This window comes from Ruegeria sp. ANG-S4 (assembly GCF_000814005.1).
Classification (GTDB): Bacteria; Pseudomonadota; Alphaproteobacteria; order Rhodobacterales; family Rhodobacteraceae; genus Ruegeria.
In genome coordinates this window covers 314811-333116 of sequence record NZ_JWLK01000004.1, presented here as the reverse complement: position 1 = coordinate 333116, position 18306 = coordinate 314811, and the positions used below count along the sequence as shown (strand labels likewise).

Here is an 18306-nt window from a genome sequence, read left to right as displayed (position 1 = left end):
CGGGCAGGAGTGGATTGGCGTGTCCAAGAACTGCGGAGAAGGCAGCATCGACCTGAGCTTTCGCGCCACCGAAGCTCAAGCCAGCGCCGGGATCGCAGATTTCAGCAGGCAGTTATTGTCGCGTGGCGTTCCCCCGGAATGGGTGGACAGCGTCAAAATCGCAGTTGCAGAGGCGATCAATAATGTAGTCGAGCACGCCTATGCCGGACCCAAACCGGGAATGGTCAATTTGAGATGCAGAATGATGCAGACCGCCCTTGAAATCCAGATCGTGGATAAAGGTGTCGCGATGCCTGGCCTTCATCCTCCAGACGGTATCCCGCCGAACATCGTGAAAGAGCGCCAACTCCTGCCCGAAGGTGGCTTTGGATGGTTCATGATCCACCAGCTGACCAGCGGTGTCATCTACAATAGAGAGGATGGCATCAATCGCCTCTGCCTGACCTTCGACTTTGCCGATCCTCCGTGACGGGCACCAAATGGTCACAATGAAGCCCAGATCGAACCATTGTCGCGCCGCAAAGCGCGGCCAAACAGAGAGGGTAGCTCAGATAGCTTCCCTCGGCGCCTAGCGTCACAGCCCCCACCCAGTGAACGGCGCCGAGGACCTCTCCCTTCTTACCGAAAATATTGGACAACCCTGCGCCGGGGCTTAGTGTCTGCCTGCCAAACTCAGGGGAATTCACTATGCGCGATTTGCATCAGCCGGGCCGGTCCGAAGTTTTGTCCACCAATGGAATGTGCGCCACATCGCATCCGCTGGCGGCCAAGACGGCACTGGATATTCTGGCCCAAGGCGGCAACGCGATGGATGCCGCCATCGCCGGGGCCGTTCTGCTGGGCATTTGCGAGCCGCAGATGACAGGGATTGGCGGCGATTGCTTTGTGTTATTCAACCGGGCCGGAGAGGACAGAATTCGCGCTCTGAACGGGTCCGGGCGTGCGGCGGCGGCGGCAAATGCGGAAGCCCTGCGTGCAAAGGGGTTGATGACTGTTCCAATCGCAAGCCCCGACGCGGTGACGATACCCGGCGCAGTGGACGCGTTTTGCCATCTTGCCGAAGCCGAGGGTCAGTTGGGCCTGGATGCGATTTTGCAACCTGCCATCCACTATGCCGAAACCGGCGTGCCCGTGGCACCGCGCGTGGCATTTGATTGGGCCGTCGGAGAACAGACGCTGCAGGGCGCCGCCCGTCAGCACTATTTGATCAATGGAGATGTGCCAACCACCGGGCAGGTTTTTCGCGCGCCCGGTCAGGCAGAGGTTTTGCGGCGCGTTGCAAAGGACGGCAGGGATGCGTTCTACACCGGCGAAATTGCCCAGGACATGGTGGAAGCCTTGACCGGGTTTGGCGGTGTTCACAGGTTGCAGGACTTTGCTGACGTCGCATGTGATGAGACGGACACAGTGAGCGGCGAATATGCTGATGTCGAACTTTTGGAACATCCACCCAACGGTCAGGGCGCGACCGCATTGCTTTTGCTCAACATCCTCAAGCATTTTGATCTCTCCGGTATGGATCCCTTCGGGGCCGAGCGCATTCATATCGAGGCTGAGGCGACAAAACTGGCTTATGATGCACGCAATCGGTTCATTGCAGACCCTGACTACAGCACCCGGATGGCGCATTTCCTGTCACCTGAAACGGCCGAAAACCTGGCGGCTCTGATTGATCCAAGACGTGCAATGCCCGCCCCTGCCGCGCTGACCGAAGCAATTCACAAGGACACGGTCTATATCACGGTCGTTGATCGCGACCGGATGGCCGTTTCGTTGATTTATTCGATTTTTCACGGCTTTGGGTCGGGCATCGCCTCGGAAAAATTCGGTATCCTGCTGCAGAATCGAGGGGCCGGATTCACGCTCGAAGCTGGCCATCCGAACGAGTTGTCGGGCGGCAAACGCCCCATGCACACGATCATACCCGGAATGCTGCGGCAGAACGCGCGGGTTCTGATGCCGTTCGGCGTAATGGGTGGAGCGTATCAGCCCACAGGCCACGCGCGGTTGTTGTCGAACCTCACCGACTTCGGCCTTGATCTACAACACAGCGTTGATGCACCGCGCGCGTTTGCGGATGCTGGCGTGTTGAAAGTCGAACGCGGCTACTCTGATGCCGTCAGGCAACAATTGACTGACCTGGGGCACACTGTTGAAACACCACCCACACCATTGGGCGGCGCACAAGCGATCCGAATCCGCGAAGATGGTGTTCTTGAGGGCGCAAGCGACCCGCGCAAGGATGGCTGCGCACTGGGTTACTAGCGTGCAGAACGACGTTGCGACCGAGTCAGTTCAACTGAAAATGCAGAGGGTAGGATCCGTCCTGAAACGGGCCAAACATGTTGGGGATGTCGGGATGATCAACAGGCTCGCCCGATTGATCCTCGACCAGATTTTGTTCTGAAACATAAGCCACATAGAAGGATTGGTCGTTCTCTGCCAGCAGGTGATAGAACGGCTGATCCTTAACCGGGCGGCTGTCTTCCGGGATGGCCTGATACCATTCTTCAGAGTTCGCAAACTCTGGGTCCACGTCAAAAATCACCCCTCGAAAGGGATGTCTGCGATGTCGAACCACCTGGCCTAGGCGGTACTTGGCTTGTGTCTTTAGCATTGTCTTGGCCCCCAAAGTATTTACTACATCGTTCCGGGCCGAAATGCCAATAATTGATCTGAATTTCCGGGAAACAGTCTGTGAACCTCTTAACTACAGTGTTCGAAATCGTGGCCCCGGTTTTTCTTTTGGCAGGAATTGGCTACGCGTGGGTCAAGCTGGGATTCGAATACAAGCTTGAGTTCGTGACCCGATTGGGCGTAACCCTTGCGGTGCCCAGCCTGATCTTTGTCGCGCTGATGCAGACCCAGATTCCCGGTGGTGACCTGACCCGTTTCACGATGGCGGCCATTGTCGCGCATATCGTTTTTGCGTTGGTCTTTTGGGGTTTTGTGCGCGTAACCGGATTGGAGCAACGTACCTACCTGTCGCCGCTTATCTTCGGCAATACCGGAAATCTTGGTCTGCCCCTGTGCATATTTGCGTTTGGGCAAACCGGTTTGGGCTATGCGGTGATTTTTCTCGCTGTTACGGCTTTGTTTTCATTTACTTATGGGATCTACTTGGTGGCCGGTCGCGGTGCTTTTGGAAAGGTCCTGCGCGAGCCTATGGTGTGGGCCACGTTGCTGGGCGCCCTGTTTTTGTGGCGTGGGTGGCAGACCCCGGTGTTTCTGACAAACACGCTGGAATTGTTGGGGCAAATGGCCGTGCCCTTGATGCTGATCACTGTTGGCGTGGCGATTGCACGCCTCACCACACGCAAGATCCGTCAGGCGGTTTGGTTATCTCTTTTCAAACTCGCCGTGTGTTTTGCGACCGGTTGGGTTTTGGCCGTCACCTTCGAATTGGAACCGGTGGCTTTTGGCGTTGTCGTCTTACAGGCCTGCACGCCCGTTGCCGTTACATCTTACCTACTGGCCGAGCGTTTCAAGGCGGATTCTGATGCTGTTGCGGGCATGGTCATGGTCTCAACGCTGCTGTCCGTGGCCGCATTGCCGTTAATTCTAGCGATTATTCTGTAACGATTGTGATTTCCTCAGGGCTCAATCTGCGCTAGAATAAAGAAAAAAGGCACGAGGCACATGAGCAGATTTCTTTTCGTTCTCTTCGGGGTGCTGCTTTTGGCATCCTGTGGGGGCGGTTCGAAACAACCGCCCAGCAGACTGAATGACGCGTGCAGTATTGCGCGCGAAAAGCCTGACTACATCAAGGCCTTCCAAAGAACCGAGCGGAAATGGGGTGTCCCTGTCCACGTTCAGATGGCGACGATCTATCAGGAAAGCCGATACAAGCACGATGCGCGCACGCCGCACAGATATGTTCTGGGCGTTATCCCGATGGGGCGGCAAAGCAGTGCCTATGGCTACAGCCAGGCTCTGGACGGAACATGGAAGGAATACCAGCGCGAAACCGGCAAGCGCCGCGCCAAGCGGGATCGCATTCGCGACGCGTCGGACTTTATCGGCTGGTACATGAACAAAAGCTACGAGCGTAACGGCATCCATCCCACGGACACGCGCAACCAGTATCTGGCCTATCACGAAGGGCACACTGGGTATGCCAGGGGCAGCTACAACAGAAAGTCATGGTTGCTGAATGTTGCCGGCGACGTGGACGCTCGTGCTCAGATGTATCAGACGCAACTGGCGGGATGCCGTTACTGAGGCTTAACGCGGGTCAGCGGTCAGATGACCCGCGTTTCTTGCTATCTGAAAACAGGCTTTGATCCAGTCGGCCGCCTTCGGAAAGCGGCCCGAGCAAAACCGTTGTCTGGGTCCCCGCATTGTCGTGGATGACCCATTTACGCAACTCGATCGGGTTGTCCGTGAACATCAGCTCAATGCGGCCACTTTCGGGGTTCTTGGGATCCTGCGCCGTCACGACTGTTGCAGTGCCGTCGAAATCATGCCCAACCACCATATTGGCTTGGCTGAGGTTCACGTTCCGCGCCAATACAAGTGACAACGGGGTGCGCCGTAACGGGTATTGTTCGGGCGGCTGATTGGACTTTGCGTCATAGATCAGAACCGATCCCGACCGTGCCAGAACAACCGCGTCGTTGGGCGGATCGTATTCGAACCGCATCTTTCCCGGGCGCTCAAGCCAAAGCCTGCCGGTGCTGAGCGAACCATCGTCGTTCACTTGGGTGAACGTTGTCTGAACGGTTTTCAATCCGTTCAGATAGTTGGATATCTGAGACAACGGCAGTTTGTCCGCCGCCCACGCAGCGGGCGCGGCCAGTGTCAGAGCAAGGGCAAAAGCAATCTGTTTCATAGGCTCCAGATAGGCGTTCCGCCCTTGTTATTAAATATCCTATTGCTCGGGGACGAGGATTTCGCGTTTCCCAACGTGATTGGCCCCGGAAACAACGCCTTCGTCCTCCATCTGCTCGACCAGACGCGCGGCCTTGTTGTAGCCGATGGCGAGTTTCCGCTGAATGTACGAGGTTGAACATTTGCGATCCTTGATCACAATCGCCACCGCCTGATCGTACAGCGCATCCTCTCCGTTGGTGTTGCCCCCGGTGTTGAGGCCCAGAACGGCGTCGATATTGTCAGCTTTCTCTTCAGCTGGACCATCGACGACACCACTCATATAATCCGGCGGGCCGAACTGTTTCAGGTGGTTGACGATTTCCTCGACCTCTTCGTCCGCGACGAACGGACCATGGCACCGGGTGATCTTGGCCCCGCCCGCCATATAGAGCATGTCGCCCTGCCCCAGCAGTTGTTCGGCGCCCATCTCGCCCAGAATGGTGCGACTGTCGACTTTCGAGGTTACCTGGAACGAAATCCGGGTGGGGAAGTTCGCCTTGATCGTCCCGGTGATCACATCGACCGAAGGCCGCTGCGTCGCCATGATCAGGTGAATACCCGAGGCCCGCGCCATCTGCGCCAGACGCTGGATGCAGGCTTCGATCTCTTTGCCCGCAACCATCATCAGGTCGGCCATCTCGTCGACGATGACGACGATGTAGGGCATCGCTTCGGGCGCGAATTCCTCGGTCTCGAACATCGGTTCGCCGGTCTCATCGTCAAACCCGGTCTGGACCGTGCGGCTGAACAACTCTCCCTTGGCCAGCGCATCCTTTACGCGACCATTGTAGCCCGCGATGTTGCGCACACCCATTTTGGACATCTTGCGATAGCGGTCCTCCATCTCGCCCACGACCCATTTCAGGGCGACAACCGCCTTTTTCGGGTCGGTCACAACGGGTGAAAGCAGATGAGGGATACCGTCATAGACCGATAGTTCCAGCATCTTGGGGTCGATCATGATCAAACGACATTCATCCGGCGTCAGCTTGTAAAGCAGCGACAGGATCATCGTGTTGATCGCAACCGATTTACCCGAACCCGTCGTCCCCGCGATCAGCAAGTGAGGCATCTTGGCAAGGTTTGCCACAACGGATTCACCGCCGATATCCTTGCCCAAGGCCAGCGGCAGCGCGTGGTTGCCATCACCAAAATCACGGCTGGCGAGGATTTCACGCAGCACCACCATCTCACGATTTTCGTTGGGCAGTTCGATCCCGATGACTGACCGCCCCGGCAGGGTCGATACGCGTGCCGACAGCGCCGACATCGACCGTGCTATGTCATCCGCCAGACCGATCACACGGCTCGCTTTCAATCCCGGCGCGGGTTCCAGTTCATACATGGTGACCACCGGGCCCGGGCGGACGCTGACGATCTCGCCCTTGACGCCATAATCATCCAGCACGTTTTCCAGCATCCGCGCGTTTTCTTCCAAAGCCTCATCGCTCAGATGATGACGCTGAATGTTTGCGGGATTTGCCAGCAGACCCAGCGGCGGCAATTCAAAGTCGGAGTGCTTTTCTTCGAAGGACAAAGTCGGCTGTGCTTCGGCTTGCGCGCGACGCGACGGCGGCGGTGTCCGACGCACGGGCTGCGCAACGACGGGCTTACGCGGTTCTGCAACCGGTATTTTCATCGCAGGGCGCGCGTGCGGCGCGGGCTCAGGAACAGCCGAATCCTCAAACACAGCGTCGTCTTCAAAATCCGTTTCGGGATCATAGTCCTGGTGGTCCGGCTCATCCCACGCGGGCTCTGGATTGGACGTAAGCATCGGTTCGGGCGGCAAACCCATCGACGTCATCGGCGGTTCCGGCGGCAGTTCGCTATTCTGGCGCTCGCTCAGGATCAACGGGTCCGGTCCTCTTCCCCGGCCTTTGGTCAGGGGCCGGTTCGGATCGTGCTCGGGGGCCCCTTCACCCGCCGCAACCTTGCGGTTTCGAACGGCTGCCGAAATTTTCGAACGAATGCGATCCTCGCCCGGCATTTCGTCGTAACCCTGCACAGGCTCCTGCATCACCAGTTCGGGTTCAGGCATCGGTTCTGGCCGACGGATCAGCGACGGCATGCGTGCAAGCAACCCCGGCTTTGGCGCAGGTTCGGGCGCTTCGACCATTGGCTCTTCAAAGATTGGGTCGGCGTAGGCCAGATCGTCGTCAAACCCGGCCTGCACAGGGACCGAGCGTTCGGCTTTTCGTTCCGCCCATTGCGCATGTCGGTCCCGCGCGGCTTGTGCCGTCGCCGTGGCACTACGGCCAAGCAGGTTCATCAGCAAATCGTACGCCATTACCAGGCCCAGCAGGAAGGCGCGGAACCCGCGTTTCACATCGGTCTTGGTAAAGCCCAGCACAAAGACCCCGAGCGCCAGCATGCCAAGTGCCATGGTCAGCGACATCATCTTGACCATGAAATGCGACGAGATCGGCAGAAGCGTCAGAAACGCGCCCATGACGGTATCGCCAAACAGACCGCCCAACCCATAGCTGTGCGTCGCGCGCCATGCTTCTCCAGGCACAAGCGTTGCGGCATAGACCGAAACCACAGCGATCCAGATCGGTGCAAAGATAAGGCGGGCGATGGCGCGTTCTTCCGAGAAATGCCCGGTGAACCGCACACCCCAACCGATCAACACAAGAGCAACACCCCAACTGCCCCATCCGACGATCATGAACAGCGGTGCTGCGATTGATGCCCCGATACGGCCCATCCAGTTCTGCACCGGTGCGTCGGTCGAGACCATCCAGTTCGGATCGTCCGGCGTGTAGGACCAGATCATCGCCGCAGCAGCCAGACCCAACAGAATCAGGGCGATCCCAATCAGTTCCTTGCTGCGCCGTTCGATGGCCGCCTGCGTTGTGCTGTCCAGTAATGGATCGCGGTTGCGCACGTTCAATGATGCCATTTTGCCCTCGTACCTCACGAATAGATGCAGTCGCGGAGCGTAACCAGCCCGCGCTGCACTTCGGTTTTTGGGGCCACCAGCGCGACCCGGATAAAGTTTTCGCCCGGGTTTTGCCCCGGATCCCCTTGTGAAAGATATTCGCCCGGCAAGACCCGTACCCCGGTTTCCTTCCAGACTTTCAATGCTGTTTCTTCGCCATTTTCGACCGGCAGCCACAGGAAAAACCCGGCTTCGGGCGACATATAGCCTTGGCTACCGGCAAAGACCTGATCCGCGATGGCGTATTTTTCTTGATAAAGTGCGCGGTTTTCGCGGACATGAACCTCATCCGCCCAAACTTTGGCCGCGGCTGCCTGCAACGGCAGCGGCAAAGGCGCGCCCGCATAGGTGCGCAGCTTTTTGACGTGGTTGATGGTCTGAGGTCCGCCAGCAATCAGACCGGACCGCAGACCGGCCAGATTGGACCGTTTCGACAGCGAATTGAACAAGGTCACCCGTTCGGGATCGGCGCCAAGCTCTTGCGCGACGGTCAACGCCCCGACGGGTGCCCTGTCGCGATAAATCTCGGAATAGCACTCATCCGCGAAAATTCGGAAGTCGTATTTCTCGGCCAGTCGGATCAGATCCGCCCAGTAGTCACGCGATGCAACCGCACCCTGCGGGTTGGCTGGGGAACAGATATACGCGACGGCGGTGCGATTCAGCACATCCTCTGGCAGGCCTGCGTAGTCCGGCAAATGACCGGTCGCCGCAGTCGCTGGCACAAAATACGGCTGCGCCCCGACCGAGATCGAAGCAACCATGTAAACCTGATAGAAGGGATTCGGGCACAGGACGATCGGCTGTGCGCCATTCTTTTGTTCGGGGCACAGCGTCATTGCGGCGTTGTACAACCCCTCGCGTGTCCCATTCAGCGCCATCACGTTGGCGTCCGGGTCCATCTTCACACCGTAACGACGCCCGATCCAGTCGGTGATGGCCGTGCGCAATTCGACCGAGCCTTCGTTCGGGGGATATCCCTGAAATCCGGCAGCATTCTCCATGACCACATCCGTGACCCATGCCGGAAAATCATGGGTTGGCGCACCGATGGTCATGTGAACAACCTCGCCGCCCGGCTGATGGTGATCCAACAGGGCGCGAAGACGCGGGAATGCATATGCCGGTAGGTCCGAAAACCGCTCGGGAAAATTCATAACAACTGCCTCAATACCGGGATCGTTCTCGCCCCGTTTATCTGGCAGATTACAGATCGCGCACCTCTTCGTCCAGACAAAGAGGTGCCGAATCAGGGGATTGTGGCATTCAGGCCAATGCGGATTCCGCCGCTGAACCCAGCCGCAACAGGGCCTCTTCGGACCCCGGATAGCCCATCATCATGAGCCCGCAGCTTGGGGTTCCGGTGGGCAGCGTCAGCGCCGCAAGACCCATCAGATTGCCGATCCGCGTGTTGCGCAGGGCAAGCAGGTTCTCGGTGACGTAGTAGTCATGGTCGTTCATCAACCGATCCAGATTGGGCGGCAGGATGGGTGCCGTAGGCGCGAGAACAGCGTCGAACTCTGCCGTTGCCGCGTCCCAAACGCTGCGGCACGCCTTGAGCTTTGACCACGCCGCGACGTAATCCGGTCCTGAAAAAGCTTTTCCGGCCCGAAACCGCTCAAGAATCTCGGGATACATGGCCTCGGGGTTGGCCTCGATCACGTCGCGCCACAGGCCATAGGCTTCGGTGGTGTAAAGGACACCAGACAGGCCCATCGCTTCGGTCAGTTCCGGCACCTCCAGCGGGATGATTTCGGCCCCGGCGTCCTTCAGTTTCTCCAAAGCTTCCGCGTAGGCTTTGCCCGGTTCCGCGCGAAGATCGTCCTTGGCGACGTTTTGCAGATCGGCAAAGCGACATCCCTGCAACGACGCGCCGCGCAAATCGGCTGGGGTGCCGCCTTCGAGAACGGCCAGCATATGCGCCGCGTCTTCCACCGACTTGGCCAAAGGACCGACCGTGTCGAACCGCAGACACAAGGGCACGACGCCTTCAAGACTTAGCCGACCGGACGTTGTTTTGAGACCGACCAGATCGTTCCAAGCCGCAGGAATACGCACCGACCCGCCGGTGTCAGACCCAATACCACACGCCGACAGCCCCCACGCGACAGAGGCAGCGGCACCGGATGACGATCCGCCCGGTATGGCCGTTTCGTCATGAATACACGGCGGCGTCGCGGTTGTTGGGTTCAAACCAAGGCCCGAGAAAGCAAGTTCGCTCATATGTGTCTTGCCCAGGCAGACCGTTCCCATTGCCGTTGCATTGCGCAGAACCAACGCGTCAGCGTCGGGGACGCGGTCTTTCAAAAGGGCAGAGCCTGCCTCGGTACCAATCCCCGCCGTGTCGAACAGGTCTTTCCAACTGATGGGCACGCCATCCAGCAAAGACCGCCGCAAACCGGATTTGACGCGGCCCTGCGCCGCCTGCGCTTCGGCTCGCGCACGGTCATGGGTGACGCGCGCGAAAATCGCGTCGCGATGCGGATGGGCATCAATGGCGCTCAGAAAGGTCTCGGTCAGCTCAACCGGGTCGATCTGGCCCATGCCGATTCCGCGGCCCAGATCACACGCGGTCATGGTCAACCAGTCCTGCATCCTCACCCTCCTGACTTTGGCGTGGTGAGCGCGACGGTAGCGACAGGACCGCACATGGACAATCCCGAAACGGCGGGCATATTGCAGGGCATGACAACAGGTTCCGAGATTCTGATCGTTGGCGGCGGCTTGAATGGCCCCGCACTGGCGCTGGCCCTGGCGCAAACCGGTCATTCGGTCACGGTGATCGACGCGCTGGCCGAGAAAATCCGCAAAAATGCCGCCTTTGACGGACGCGCCTATGCGCTGGCGTTGGCTTCAAAACGTTTGTTGGATGCAATCGCCGTTTGGGACCGGGTCGCTGAACATGCGCAGCCCATGCTGGAGATCAAGGTGACCGACGGCCATGCAGGTGCCGGGCCGTCGCCCTTTTTCATGCACTTCGATCATGCCGAGATCGAAGAAGGCCCGATGGGCTATATGGTAGAAGACCGCCACCTGCGCCGCGCCTTTTTGGACGCCATGTCGGACCAACAGGGGATTACTCGGATCGACGGCAAATCTGTCACCGCGCAGGACCCCGTCGCGAACGGCGTTTCGCTGACATTGGATGACGGAACCAAAGTTCAAGGCGGGTTGGTGATTGGTTGCGATGGTCGCAACAGCGGAACAGCCGCACGCGCCGGCATCACTCGCACGGGCTGGGATTACGGGCAAACGGCCTTGGTCTGTGCGATCGAGCATGAATTGCCACACAATGGAACCGCGCACCAGTTCTTCATGCCGCCCGGCCCGCTGGCGATCTTGCCACTGACCGGCAACCGCAGCTCGATTGTCTGGAGTGAACGCGCCGAGACCGCCCGAAACATAAATGCCCTGCCAAAACCCGACTACCTGCAGGTGCTGCGCCCGCGCTTTGGTGATTTTCTTGGCGAAATTGAGCTTGCCGGAGAGCGTTTTGCTTATCCCCTGAACCTGACCATCGCCAATTCGTTTATCGCTGATCGGCTGGCCCTGGTCGGAGATGCCGCACACGGCCTGCATCCGATTGCGGGTCAGGGACTAAACGCAGGTCTGCGGGATGTCGGCGCGCTGGCCGAGGTGCTGACGCTTGCCGTGCGTCGGGGCGAAGACCCAGGTTCGACCTTGGTGCTGGAGCGTTATCAGGAATGGCGTCGGTTCGACACCGCATCGTTGGCGTTGGCCACGGACGTGTTCAACAAGCTGTTTTCCAACGACAATCCGCTTCTACGGATTGGGCGGGACATTGGAATGGGACTCGTCGGATCGCTGCCAGCGTTGCGTCGCGGGTTCGTGCGCGAAGCGGCCGGGTTGACCGGTGATCTGCCGCGGCTGCTGCAGGGTCGCGCGATCTAATCCAATTCGCGTGCTTCATCGACCAGCATAACGGGAATGCCATTGCGGATCGGAAAGGCAAGGCCCGCAGCTTTGGATACCAGCTCTTGCCGGTCAGCATCATAGTGCAGCGTCGTTTGTGTCTTGGGGCAGATCAACGCCTCAAGCATATGCCGGTCAAAGGCGTGTTCCGGTTCGCTCATTGCAGTTTTTCCTCGTTCGAGCCGCCACGCATGGCAAATTCGATCAATGTAACCAATGTCTCGCGACGCGTGCGCAAGCAGGGCGCTTCGAGCAGGGCCTGTTTTTCTTCGGGGTCAAAGTCCAGAAGCATCGACAGGGAGTTCACCAAAAGCTCGTCGTCAGCGTCTTTCATCGTTTCCCAATCGGTCGACAACTGGCGCGACGCAAAGAAACGCTCGAGAAGCGTCAGAAATCTGGTGCGGTTGAAACCGTCATCGACTTCGGCCTTGCCAAGATCGCGGTCAAACCCATTCCATGACACGGCGCAGCGGCGATAGGGCGTGAACCCCTCAAGCTCGGAGGTCACGCGAAATCGCGATATTCCGGTCAATGTGATCAAGTAACGACCATCTTCCGTTTCCGAAAACTGTGTGACACGTCCGGCGCAGCCGATCTGATGCAGCTTGGTTTCGTCGCCCTGACAGGTATTGGGCTGCACCATTCCGATCAGACGCTCCTTGGTCTTGAGCGCGTCATCCAGCATTTGCAGGTAACGCGGTTCGAAAATGTGCAGTGGCAAGCGCGCGCGCGGCAACAGCAGCGCCCCGGGCAATGGAAAAACAGAAACCGTTTCCGGCAAATCAGCGGGATGCATCATAAACCCGAGTCTAGCCCTGAACGGAGTTTAGGCAAATATCATCGAGCTAAGCTTGCGACGTCCGTTCAGAACAATCGGGTCGTTGGGCTTGAGCGCGTCGAAGATCGTGAACAGTTGCGCCTTTGCTGCACCCTCGTTCCATTCACGATCGCGCCGGAACAATTCCAGCAATTGCGCGACCGCCTCTTCGACGTCGCCGTTGGCATGCAAAGCCTGCGCAAGATCGAACCGGGCCTGATGGTTGTCAGGATCGGCTTCTACGGCGGCTGTCAAATCCCCAACGGGTCCGGCATCGGCGGCCTGTCTGGCCAGCTCCAATTGCGCATGGGCCGCTTCAATCTCGGGCGAGGTGGAAATTTCTGCCGGCGCGCCGTTCAGGATGGCTTCGGCCTGATCCAGATCACCCAGCGCAATATGCGCCCGAACCAGTCCACCATAGGCCGCCGCATGGTTCGGATCTTCGCCCAGAATCGCGGCGAAGGTCTGTGCTGCATCGACGGCGGCACCATCGGTCAGCATTTCTTCAGCGGCCTGAACGGCATCTTCCAGTTGGCCACCGGGGCTTTCGCCCCCGCCCGCTTCGACCACGCGGTCTACAAACGCCTTGATTTCGGACCCGGGCACAGCGCCTTGGAACCCGTCCACCGGCTGACCTTTGAAAAAGGCATAGACCGTCGGGATCGACTGAATGCGCATCTGCGACGCGATCATCTGCGCCTCATCGACATTGATCTTGACCATCTTGACCGCGCCTTTCGCGGCAGTCACGGCGTCTTCCAGCATCGGCCCCAGTGTCTTGCAAGGTCCGCACCACGGTGCCCAGAAATCGACAATCACTGGGGTTTCCTGCGACGCTTCGATCACGTCGGTCATGAACGTAGCCTCAGAGCCATCCTTGATCAGATCGGTGGCTGGGGTGTTGTCTGCGCCGTTCAGAAGGTCCATGGCAATCACTCTCTGGTTCGAATTTGCGCCTTATATGCAACCGCCGGACGCGGAAACCAAGGGCAGAGTTACTGTGTTAAAGGTCGAAAGCGGCAAAAACCGGGGCGTGGTCGCTGGGTTTTTCCCAGCCGCGCGCCTCGCGCAGGATCCGGCTGGAGTGGCCCGCGTTCGAGATATCCGGCGTCGCCCAGATATGATCCAGCCGCCGCCCTTTGTCGGCTGCATCCCAATCGCGCGCTCGATACGACCACCAGCTGTAAAGGTTTCCTTCGGGGATATCCTGCCGGGTGATGTCCACCCATCCGCCAGAATCCTGGGTCTCGGCCAGATGTTCCACCTCGATCGGTGTGTGCGAAACGACCTTGAGAAGCTGTTTGTGCGACCAGACGTCATCCTCGCGCGGGGCGATATTCAAGTCGCCAACCAGAATTGATTTTTCGGGCTTTTCGGAATGGAACCAGTCACGCATATCAGTCAAATAGTCCAGTTTTTGGCCGAACTTTTCATTCTTTTCGCGATCCGGAACGTCACCGCCTGCCGGGACATAGAAGTTATGGATTGTGACACCGTTTTCCAGTCGGCCAGCAATGTGACGGGCATGCCCAAGCCCCGCGAAATCTTTGTCGCCCACCTCTTCCATCGGAATACGCGACAGGATCGCGACGCCGTTATAGCCTTTTTGACCGCGTGCAATCATGTGGGTGTAACCCAACTCTGCAAAGCCTTCGGTCGGGATTTTATCGACCGGCGATTTACACTCCTGCAGGCACAACACATCCGGCGCTTCTTCCTGCAGCAGTTTCAGCACGATAGGTTCGCGCAGACGGACCGAGTTGATGTTCCAGGTGGCAAGGGTGAATGGCATGGGGGATTCCTTCGTCGGGGTTGGCGCAGACTAACGCGCAGATTGCGCGTGCACCATGCCAAAACGAATTTTGCGACACGGGCCGAAAACCGGCGACCCTTTGCGACGGGAACGGGTGCGGGCTAACTTAAAGCACAGATGAATTCCCCTTTATGTTCCGCCCTTCGCATAGAAATCAGGCAGACAACTGCCAACATTGGCTACAGGAAAAACGGAGGAAATCATGACCAGATTCAAGACACTTGGTGCCGCCGCTCTGGCCAGCACATTTGCCTTTGCCACCCTTGCGGCTGCCGAAACCACGCCCGACCTGCGCGGCGTCTGGAGCGGACAACACACCGTTGCCGCGTTACCCAACGAAAACAGCGATGGAGCGCCGCGATTCAATCAGTCTGAATGGGTTCTCGAGATCAAAGAACAACAGGACAACGTGTTCTGGGGCACCAGCAAGTGGAGCCGGACAAGCTCGGACAGCTGGAATGAAGGTCAGGTAACCGGAACGATCAGCCGCGACGGCTCTGGTTCGATCGCTATGGTCGAAAGCCGGATCGGCGAAACCAATCAGGTTAACGGGTTGATTGATGCCACCTTCGAAGATGGCAAAATCTACGCAGATTTTCGCAGCCTAAACAGCGGCATAACCTACAGCACCGTTCTTGAAAACGGCGAAACCAGCTAATCTGAGTTTTGGCCTGAAAGAAAAAAGCCGGGCCATACGGCCCGGCAGTCCAACAGGGAGGTGCATGCCGTTACCCGGACATGCGCGGGTTGGGAGTAATCTGTTTATGGCCCAAGGGTATCACTTTGAGCCCAATCAATCCACCTTCCGTCAAGAGACCAGTCGATATCCGCCAGATTCTGTGACCAAAAGGCGTGCATTTGACGGATCGGGCTCGATTTTCTGCCGAAGACGATAGATGTGAGTCTCAAGCGTATGGGTTGTGACGCCCGCGTTGTATCCCCAAACCTCATGCAACAGCACATCGCGAGCGACCACGCCGTCGGTTGAACGGTAGAGGAATTTAAGAATATTCGTCTCTTTCTCGGTCAGGCGAATTTTTCGGTCGTCTTCGGTCATCAACATCTTCATGGCCGGTTTGAACGTGTAGGGGCCCAACACGAAAACGGCATCTTCGGATTGCTCGTGTTGACGTAGTTGAGCGCGAATACGGGCAAGCAGAACGGGGAACTTAAACGGCTTGCTCACATAGTCGTTGGCGCCCGCATCCAGACCCAGGATCGTATCTGCGTCGCTGTCATGTCCGGTCAGCATCAAGATCGGGCTTTTGACGCCCTGTTTTCGCATCAGACGGCACAGCTCGCGCCCGTCAGTGTCGGGCAGGCCCACATCGAGGATAACGAGGTCGTAGATCGCTTCGCGCGCGCGCTCCATCGCGGATGCACCGTCAAAGGCTTCGAACACATCGAAATCCTCGGTCATCACCAATTGCTCGCTAAGCGCCTCGCGCAGGTCTTCGTCGTCATCCACAAGCAGGATTTTCTTGAGCTGAGCCATGTGCGGTCCTCCTAAGCCTTTTCCATCACTTGCTTACGGAAGATGCAATCAGCAAGCTTTGCTGCAAGCGTCTCACGCCCATGTGTCTGACGCATAGGAAATGTTTCACATTTTGCCGGGATCGGGTTAGGAGAAAGGCGAAACGTTACAGGGTAACATGAATGAGTCTTATTCCCGACATCACCGAATTGCTGGCGCGTGCGCGGGCTGATCTTCGTATGGGTGTTCCTGTCGTCCTGAATGATGACAGCGGCACAAGCGTTCTGGCCCTTGCATCCGAGACGCTGAGCCCGCAGCGCCTTGCCGATCTGCGCGCGCTGGACGATGATCTGGTGGTTGCCATCACAGTCCGTCGCGCGGAAACGCTCAAGGCACGGGCATACGACGGCGATCTGGCCCGGGTTGTCATCCCGGCGGACGCAGATCACGCCTGGGTGCGGGCGGTCGCGGACCCGTCGGATGATTTGAATGCGCCGATGAAGGGCCCGTTGATGACAGAACGGCAGGGAAACGCCCACCTGCATCGAATCGCAATCGCGTTGACGAAATCCGCCCGCCTGCTGCCCGCCGCCGTCGTTGTAAAGGTTGCGGACGGACCGGCCTTTGCCGCTGCGCACGGTCTGACCCGGATCGACCACACCCGCGCGGCACCGCATCTTGCCGATCGCAGCGCCCTGCACGAAGTCGTTGCGGCCCGGTTGCCAATGGAAGTGTCCGAGGCCGGTCGCCTGCACGTGTTCCGTCCGGAAGATGGCGGCGAAGAGCACTATGCCATCGAAATCGGTCGCCCGGATCGGTCCCAACCTGTTCTGGCGCGGCTGCACTCGGCCTGCTTTACCGGTGACCTGATGGGCAGCCTGAAGTGCGACTGCGGCCCGCAATTGCGCGGTGCGCTTGCGCAAATGGGGGCAGAAGGCGCTGGTGTCTTGCTGTACCTGAACCAAGAAGGGCGTGGGATTGGGCTTGCGAACAAGATGCGCGCCTATTTCCTTCAGGATCAGGGGTTCGATACCGTCGAGGCGAACCATCGTCTGGGTTTCGAGGATGATGAGCGCGATTTTCGGCTTGGATCGGACATTTTGAAATCGTTGGGATTCGGCGCCGTTCGTTTGCTGACAAACAACCCCGCAAAGATCGCGATGATGGAGCGGACAGGAATCGCGGTCACCGAACGCGTTCCTCTGAAAGTCGGCGAAACCGCGCATAACCGCGGCTATTTGGCCACCAAAGCCGCGAAGTCGGGCCATCTGCTGTGACGCCCGGCGACCTGGTGCTGGCACCGGGCGGTGTCCGGTTTCTGGGCCGGCGGTTTCCCTGTTCGATCGGCCGCGGCGGACTGAGTTCGGACAAACGCGAAGGTGACGGTGCGACGCCAATCGGCGAGCATCGCATCGTGGGCATGCTTTACCGTTCCGATCGAATGGCGCGTCCCGCCTCTTGGGCCCGCGCGATCGGTACCACGGATTTATGGTCAGATGATCCAGCCGACGCAGACTATAATCATTTGGTACAAGCACCTTATGGTCATAGCCATGAAAGGCTATGGCGCGCCGATCCTCTCTACGATCTGGTATTCATAACCGATTGGAACTGGCCGAACGCCGTACCCGGGCGCGGATCGGCCATATTCCTGCATCAGTGGCGCCGACCACATTATCCAACCGAAGGCTGCGTGGCGTTTCGGCGCGATCATCTGCGCTGGATTGCCAGCCAAATCGTACCCGGTTCGCGATTGATCATCCCGGCTGTTTGACCCGATCCCCGAAAATTGCAGAGCCCACGCGCACATGTGTTGCGCCCAGCGCAATGGCAGATTCAAAATCGCTGCTCATGCCCATCGACAAACCCGTCAATCCGTTTCGTTCGGAAATTTTGGCGAGCAATGCGAAATGCAGCGCGGGTTCCTCTTCAACCGGCGGAATGCACATCAGGCCTTGGATAGGCAAGTCGAGGTCGCGGCATTCTGCGATAAACGCATCAGCGTCTTTGGGGAGGATTCCAGCCTTCTGCTCCTCTTCGCCTGTATTGACCTGAATGAACAGATCAGGACAGGATCCCATCTCTTGCGCCAATCTGGCCAAGGTTTTGGCCAGCTTTGGTCGGTCCACGGAATGGATAGCGTCGCACAGGTCCATCGCCTGTCGCGCCTTGTTGGTCTGCAATGGGCCAATCAGATGCAATTCGATGTCGGGATAGCTTTCCCTGAAGGCTGGCCACTTCCCTGACGCCTCTTGCACGCGATTCTCTCCGAAACAACGGTGGCCTTGCTCCAGCACGGCTTCGACCCGTTCGTTTGGTTGCACCTTCGAAACCGCGATCAGTCTGACCGACCCTTGGGCGCGACCTGCGGCGGTTTCAGCTTTGGCGATGCGTGTGTTGATGTCTTGCAGTGACATGGGGCCCTTACCTTCTGCGTTTGCAGCAGAAAAACACCA

19 protein-coding genes are annotated in these 18306 nt (G+C 58.4%); 8 read left to right on the top strand and 11 right to left on the bottom strand.

All coding sequences use genetic code 11. The features are described from left to right. Positions 1–19: 19 nt before the first annotated feature. Both RA28_RS12435 and RA28_RS12430 read left to right on the top strand, forming a co-directional pair. Positions 20–469 carry an ATP-binding protein gene (locus RA28_RS12435; RefSeq protein ID WP_052261453.1) on the top strand — a complete coding sequence of 150 codons (450 nt, stop codon included), beginning with the start codon at positions 20–22 and terminating at the stop codon, positions 467–469. A 218-nt stretch (positions 470–687) separates the two neighbouring features. Next, the gene (locus RA28_RS12430) at positions 688–2265 is read left to right on the top strand and encodes a gamma-glutamyltransferase family protein (RefSeq protein WP_039529029.1); all 1578 of its coding nucleotides are present in this window, start codon (positions 688–690) and stop codon (positions 2263–2265) included. Between the two features lie 25 nt (positions 2266–2290). Here RA28_RS12430 and hspQ read toward each other — a convergent pair whose 3' ends face one another. Further along, on the bottom strand, positions 2291–2617 hold the full coding sequence (gene hspQ, locus RA28_RS12425) for a heat shock protein HspQ (protein ID WP_039529025.1): 327 nt from the start codon (positions 2615–2617) through the stop codon (positions 2291–2293). Between the two features lie 80 nt (positions 2618–2697). Here hspQ and RA28_RS12420 point away from each other — a divergent pair, with 80 nt between their 5' ends. Together RA28_RS12420 and RA28_RS12415 are read left to right on the top strand one after the other, a co-directional pair. Continuing rightward, positions 2698–3579 carry an AEC family transporter gene (locus tag RA28_RS12420; RefSeq protein ID WP_039529021.1) on the top strand — a complete coding sequence of 294 codons (882 nt, stop codon included), beginning with the start codon at positions 2698–2700 and terminating at the stop codon, positions 3577–3579. 60 nt (positions 3580–3639) lie between these two features. After that, complete coding sequence (locus tag RA28_RS12415) at positions 3640–4221, top strand: transglycosylase SLT domain-containing protein (protein WP_039529018.1); 582 nt, start codon at positions 3640–3642, stop codon at positions 4219–4221. A 13-nt stretch (positions 4222–4234) separates the two neighbouring features. On the opposite strand, the gene RA28_RS12410 is transcribed toward RA28_RS12415, so the two are convergent. The 4 genes from RA28_RS12410 to RA28_RS12395 all read right to left on the bottom strand — a co-directional run bounded on the left by RA28_RS12410 (position 4235) and on the right by RA28_RS12395 (position 10408). Next, entirely contained in the window at positions 4235–4831 is a 597-nt protein-coding gene (locus RA28_RS12410; protein ID WP_039529015.1) for a LolA family protein, read from the bottom strand. Positions 4832–4870: 39 nt separating this feature from the next. Beyond that, on the bottom strand, positions 4871–7774 hold the full coding sequence (locus RA28_RS12405) for a DNA translocase FtsK (RefSeq protein ID WP_039529013.1): 2904 nt from the start codon (positions 7772–7774) through the stop codon (positions 4871–4873). 14 nt (positions 7775–7788) lie between these two features. Then, on the bottom strand, positions 7789–8970 hold the full coding sequence (locus RA28_RS12400) for an aminotransferase class I/II-fold pyridoxal phosphate-dependent enzyme (RefSeq protein WP_039529011.1): 1182 nt from the start codon (positions 8968–8970) through the stop codon (positions 7789–7791). Positions 8971–9079: 109 nt separating this feature from the next. Then, positions 9080–10408 carry an amidase gene (locus tag RA28_RS12395; RefSeq protein WP_039529007.1) on the bottom strand — a complete coding sequence of 443 codons (1329 nt, stop codon included), beginning with the start codon at positions 10406–10408 and terminating at the stop codon, positions 9080–9082. Between the two features lie 54 nt (positions 10409–10462). Between RA28_RS12395 and RA28_RS12390 the strand changes: the two genes are divergently transcribed. Then, entirely contained in the window at positions 10463–11725 is a 1263-nt protein-coding gene (locus RA28_RS12390) for an FAD-dependent monooxygenase (RefSeq protein ID WP_446737315.1), read from the top strand. Here the strand turns inward: RA28_RS12390 and RA28_RS12385 are convergent. From RA28_RS12385 to RA28_RS12370, 4 genes are all read right to left on the bottom strand, one after another. After that, entirely contained in the window at positions 11722–11907 is a 186-nt protein-coding gene (locus tag RA28_RS12385) for a Trm112 family protein (protein WP_039529006.1), read from the bottom strand. The genes RA28_RS12390 and RA28_RS12385 overlap by 4 nt on opposite strands. Continuing rightward, positions 11904–12545: an LON peptidase substrate-binding domain-containing protein gene (locus RA28_RS12380; protein WP_039529003.1), complete on the bottom strand. Its 642-nt coding sequence runs from the start codon at positions 12543–12545 to the stop codon at positions 11904–11906. Before RA28_RS12380 ends, RA28_RS12385 begins: the two co-directional genes overlap by 4 nt. A gap of 27 nt (positions 12546–12572) precedes the next feature. Continuing rightward, positions 12573–13490 carry a thioredoxin gene (gene trxA / locus RA28_RS12375; RefSeq protein ID WP_039529000.1) on the bottom strand — a complete coding sequence of 306 codons (918 nt, stop codon included), beginning with the start codon at positions 13488–13490 and terminating at the stop codon, positions 12573–12575. Positions 13491–13566: 76 nt separating this feature from the next. Beyond that, entirely contained in the window at positions 13567–14355 is a 789-nt protein-coding gene (locus RA28_RS12370) for an exodeoxyribonuclease III (RefSeq protein WP_039528996.1), read from the bottom strand. Between the two features lie 223 nt (positions 14356–14578). On the opposite strand from RA28_RS12370, the gene RA28_RS12365 reads away from it, so the two are divergent. Beyond that, positions 14579–15034 (top strand): hypothetical protein, encoded by a 456-nt coding sequence (locus RA28_RS12365; protein WP_039528994.1) that lies wholly within the window; start codon positions 14579–14581, stop codon positions 15032–15034. A gap of 150 nt (positions 15035–15184) precedes the next feature. On the opposite strand, the gene RA28_RS12360 is transcribed toward RA28_RS12365, so the two are convergent. Beyond that, complete coding sequence (locus RA28_RS12360; RefSeq protein WP_039528991.1) at positions 15185–15871, bottom strand: response regulator transcription factor; 687 nt, start codon at positions 15869–15871, stop codon at positions 15185–15187. Positions 15872–16032: 161 nt separating this feature from the next. Here RA28_RS12360 and ribA point away from each other — a divergent pair, with 161 nt between their 5' ends. Continuing rightward, positions 16033–17127, top strand: a complete 1095-nt coding sequence (gene ribA, locus RA28_RS12355; RefSeq protein WP_039528988.1) for a GTP cyclohydrolase II — start codon at positions 16033–16035, stop codon at positions 17125–17127. Beyond that, positions 17124–17624 carry a L,D-transpeptidase family protein gene (locus RA28_RS12350; protein WP_039528986.1) on the top strand — a complete coding sequence of 167 codons (501 nt, stop codon included), beginning with the start codon at positions 17124–17126 and terminating at the stop codon, positions 17622–17624. Before ribA ends, RA28_RS12350 begins: the two co-directional genes overlap by 4 nt. Here RA28_RS12350 and RA28_RS12345 read toward each other — a convergent pair. Continuing rightward, positions 17608–18267, bottom strand: coding sequence for a YggS family pyridoxal phosphate-dependent enzyme (locus RA28_RS12345; RefSeq protein ID WP_039528983.1), 660 nt, complete (start codon positions 18265–18267; stop codon positions 17608–17610). The genes RA28_RS12350 and RA28_RS12345 overlap by 17 nt on opposite strands. Positions 18268–18306 lie beyond the last annotated feature (39 nt).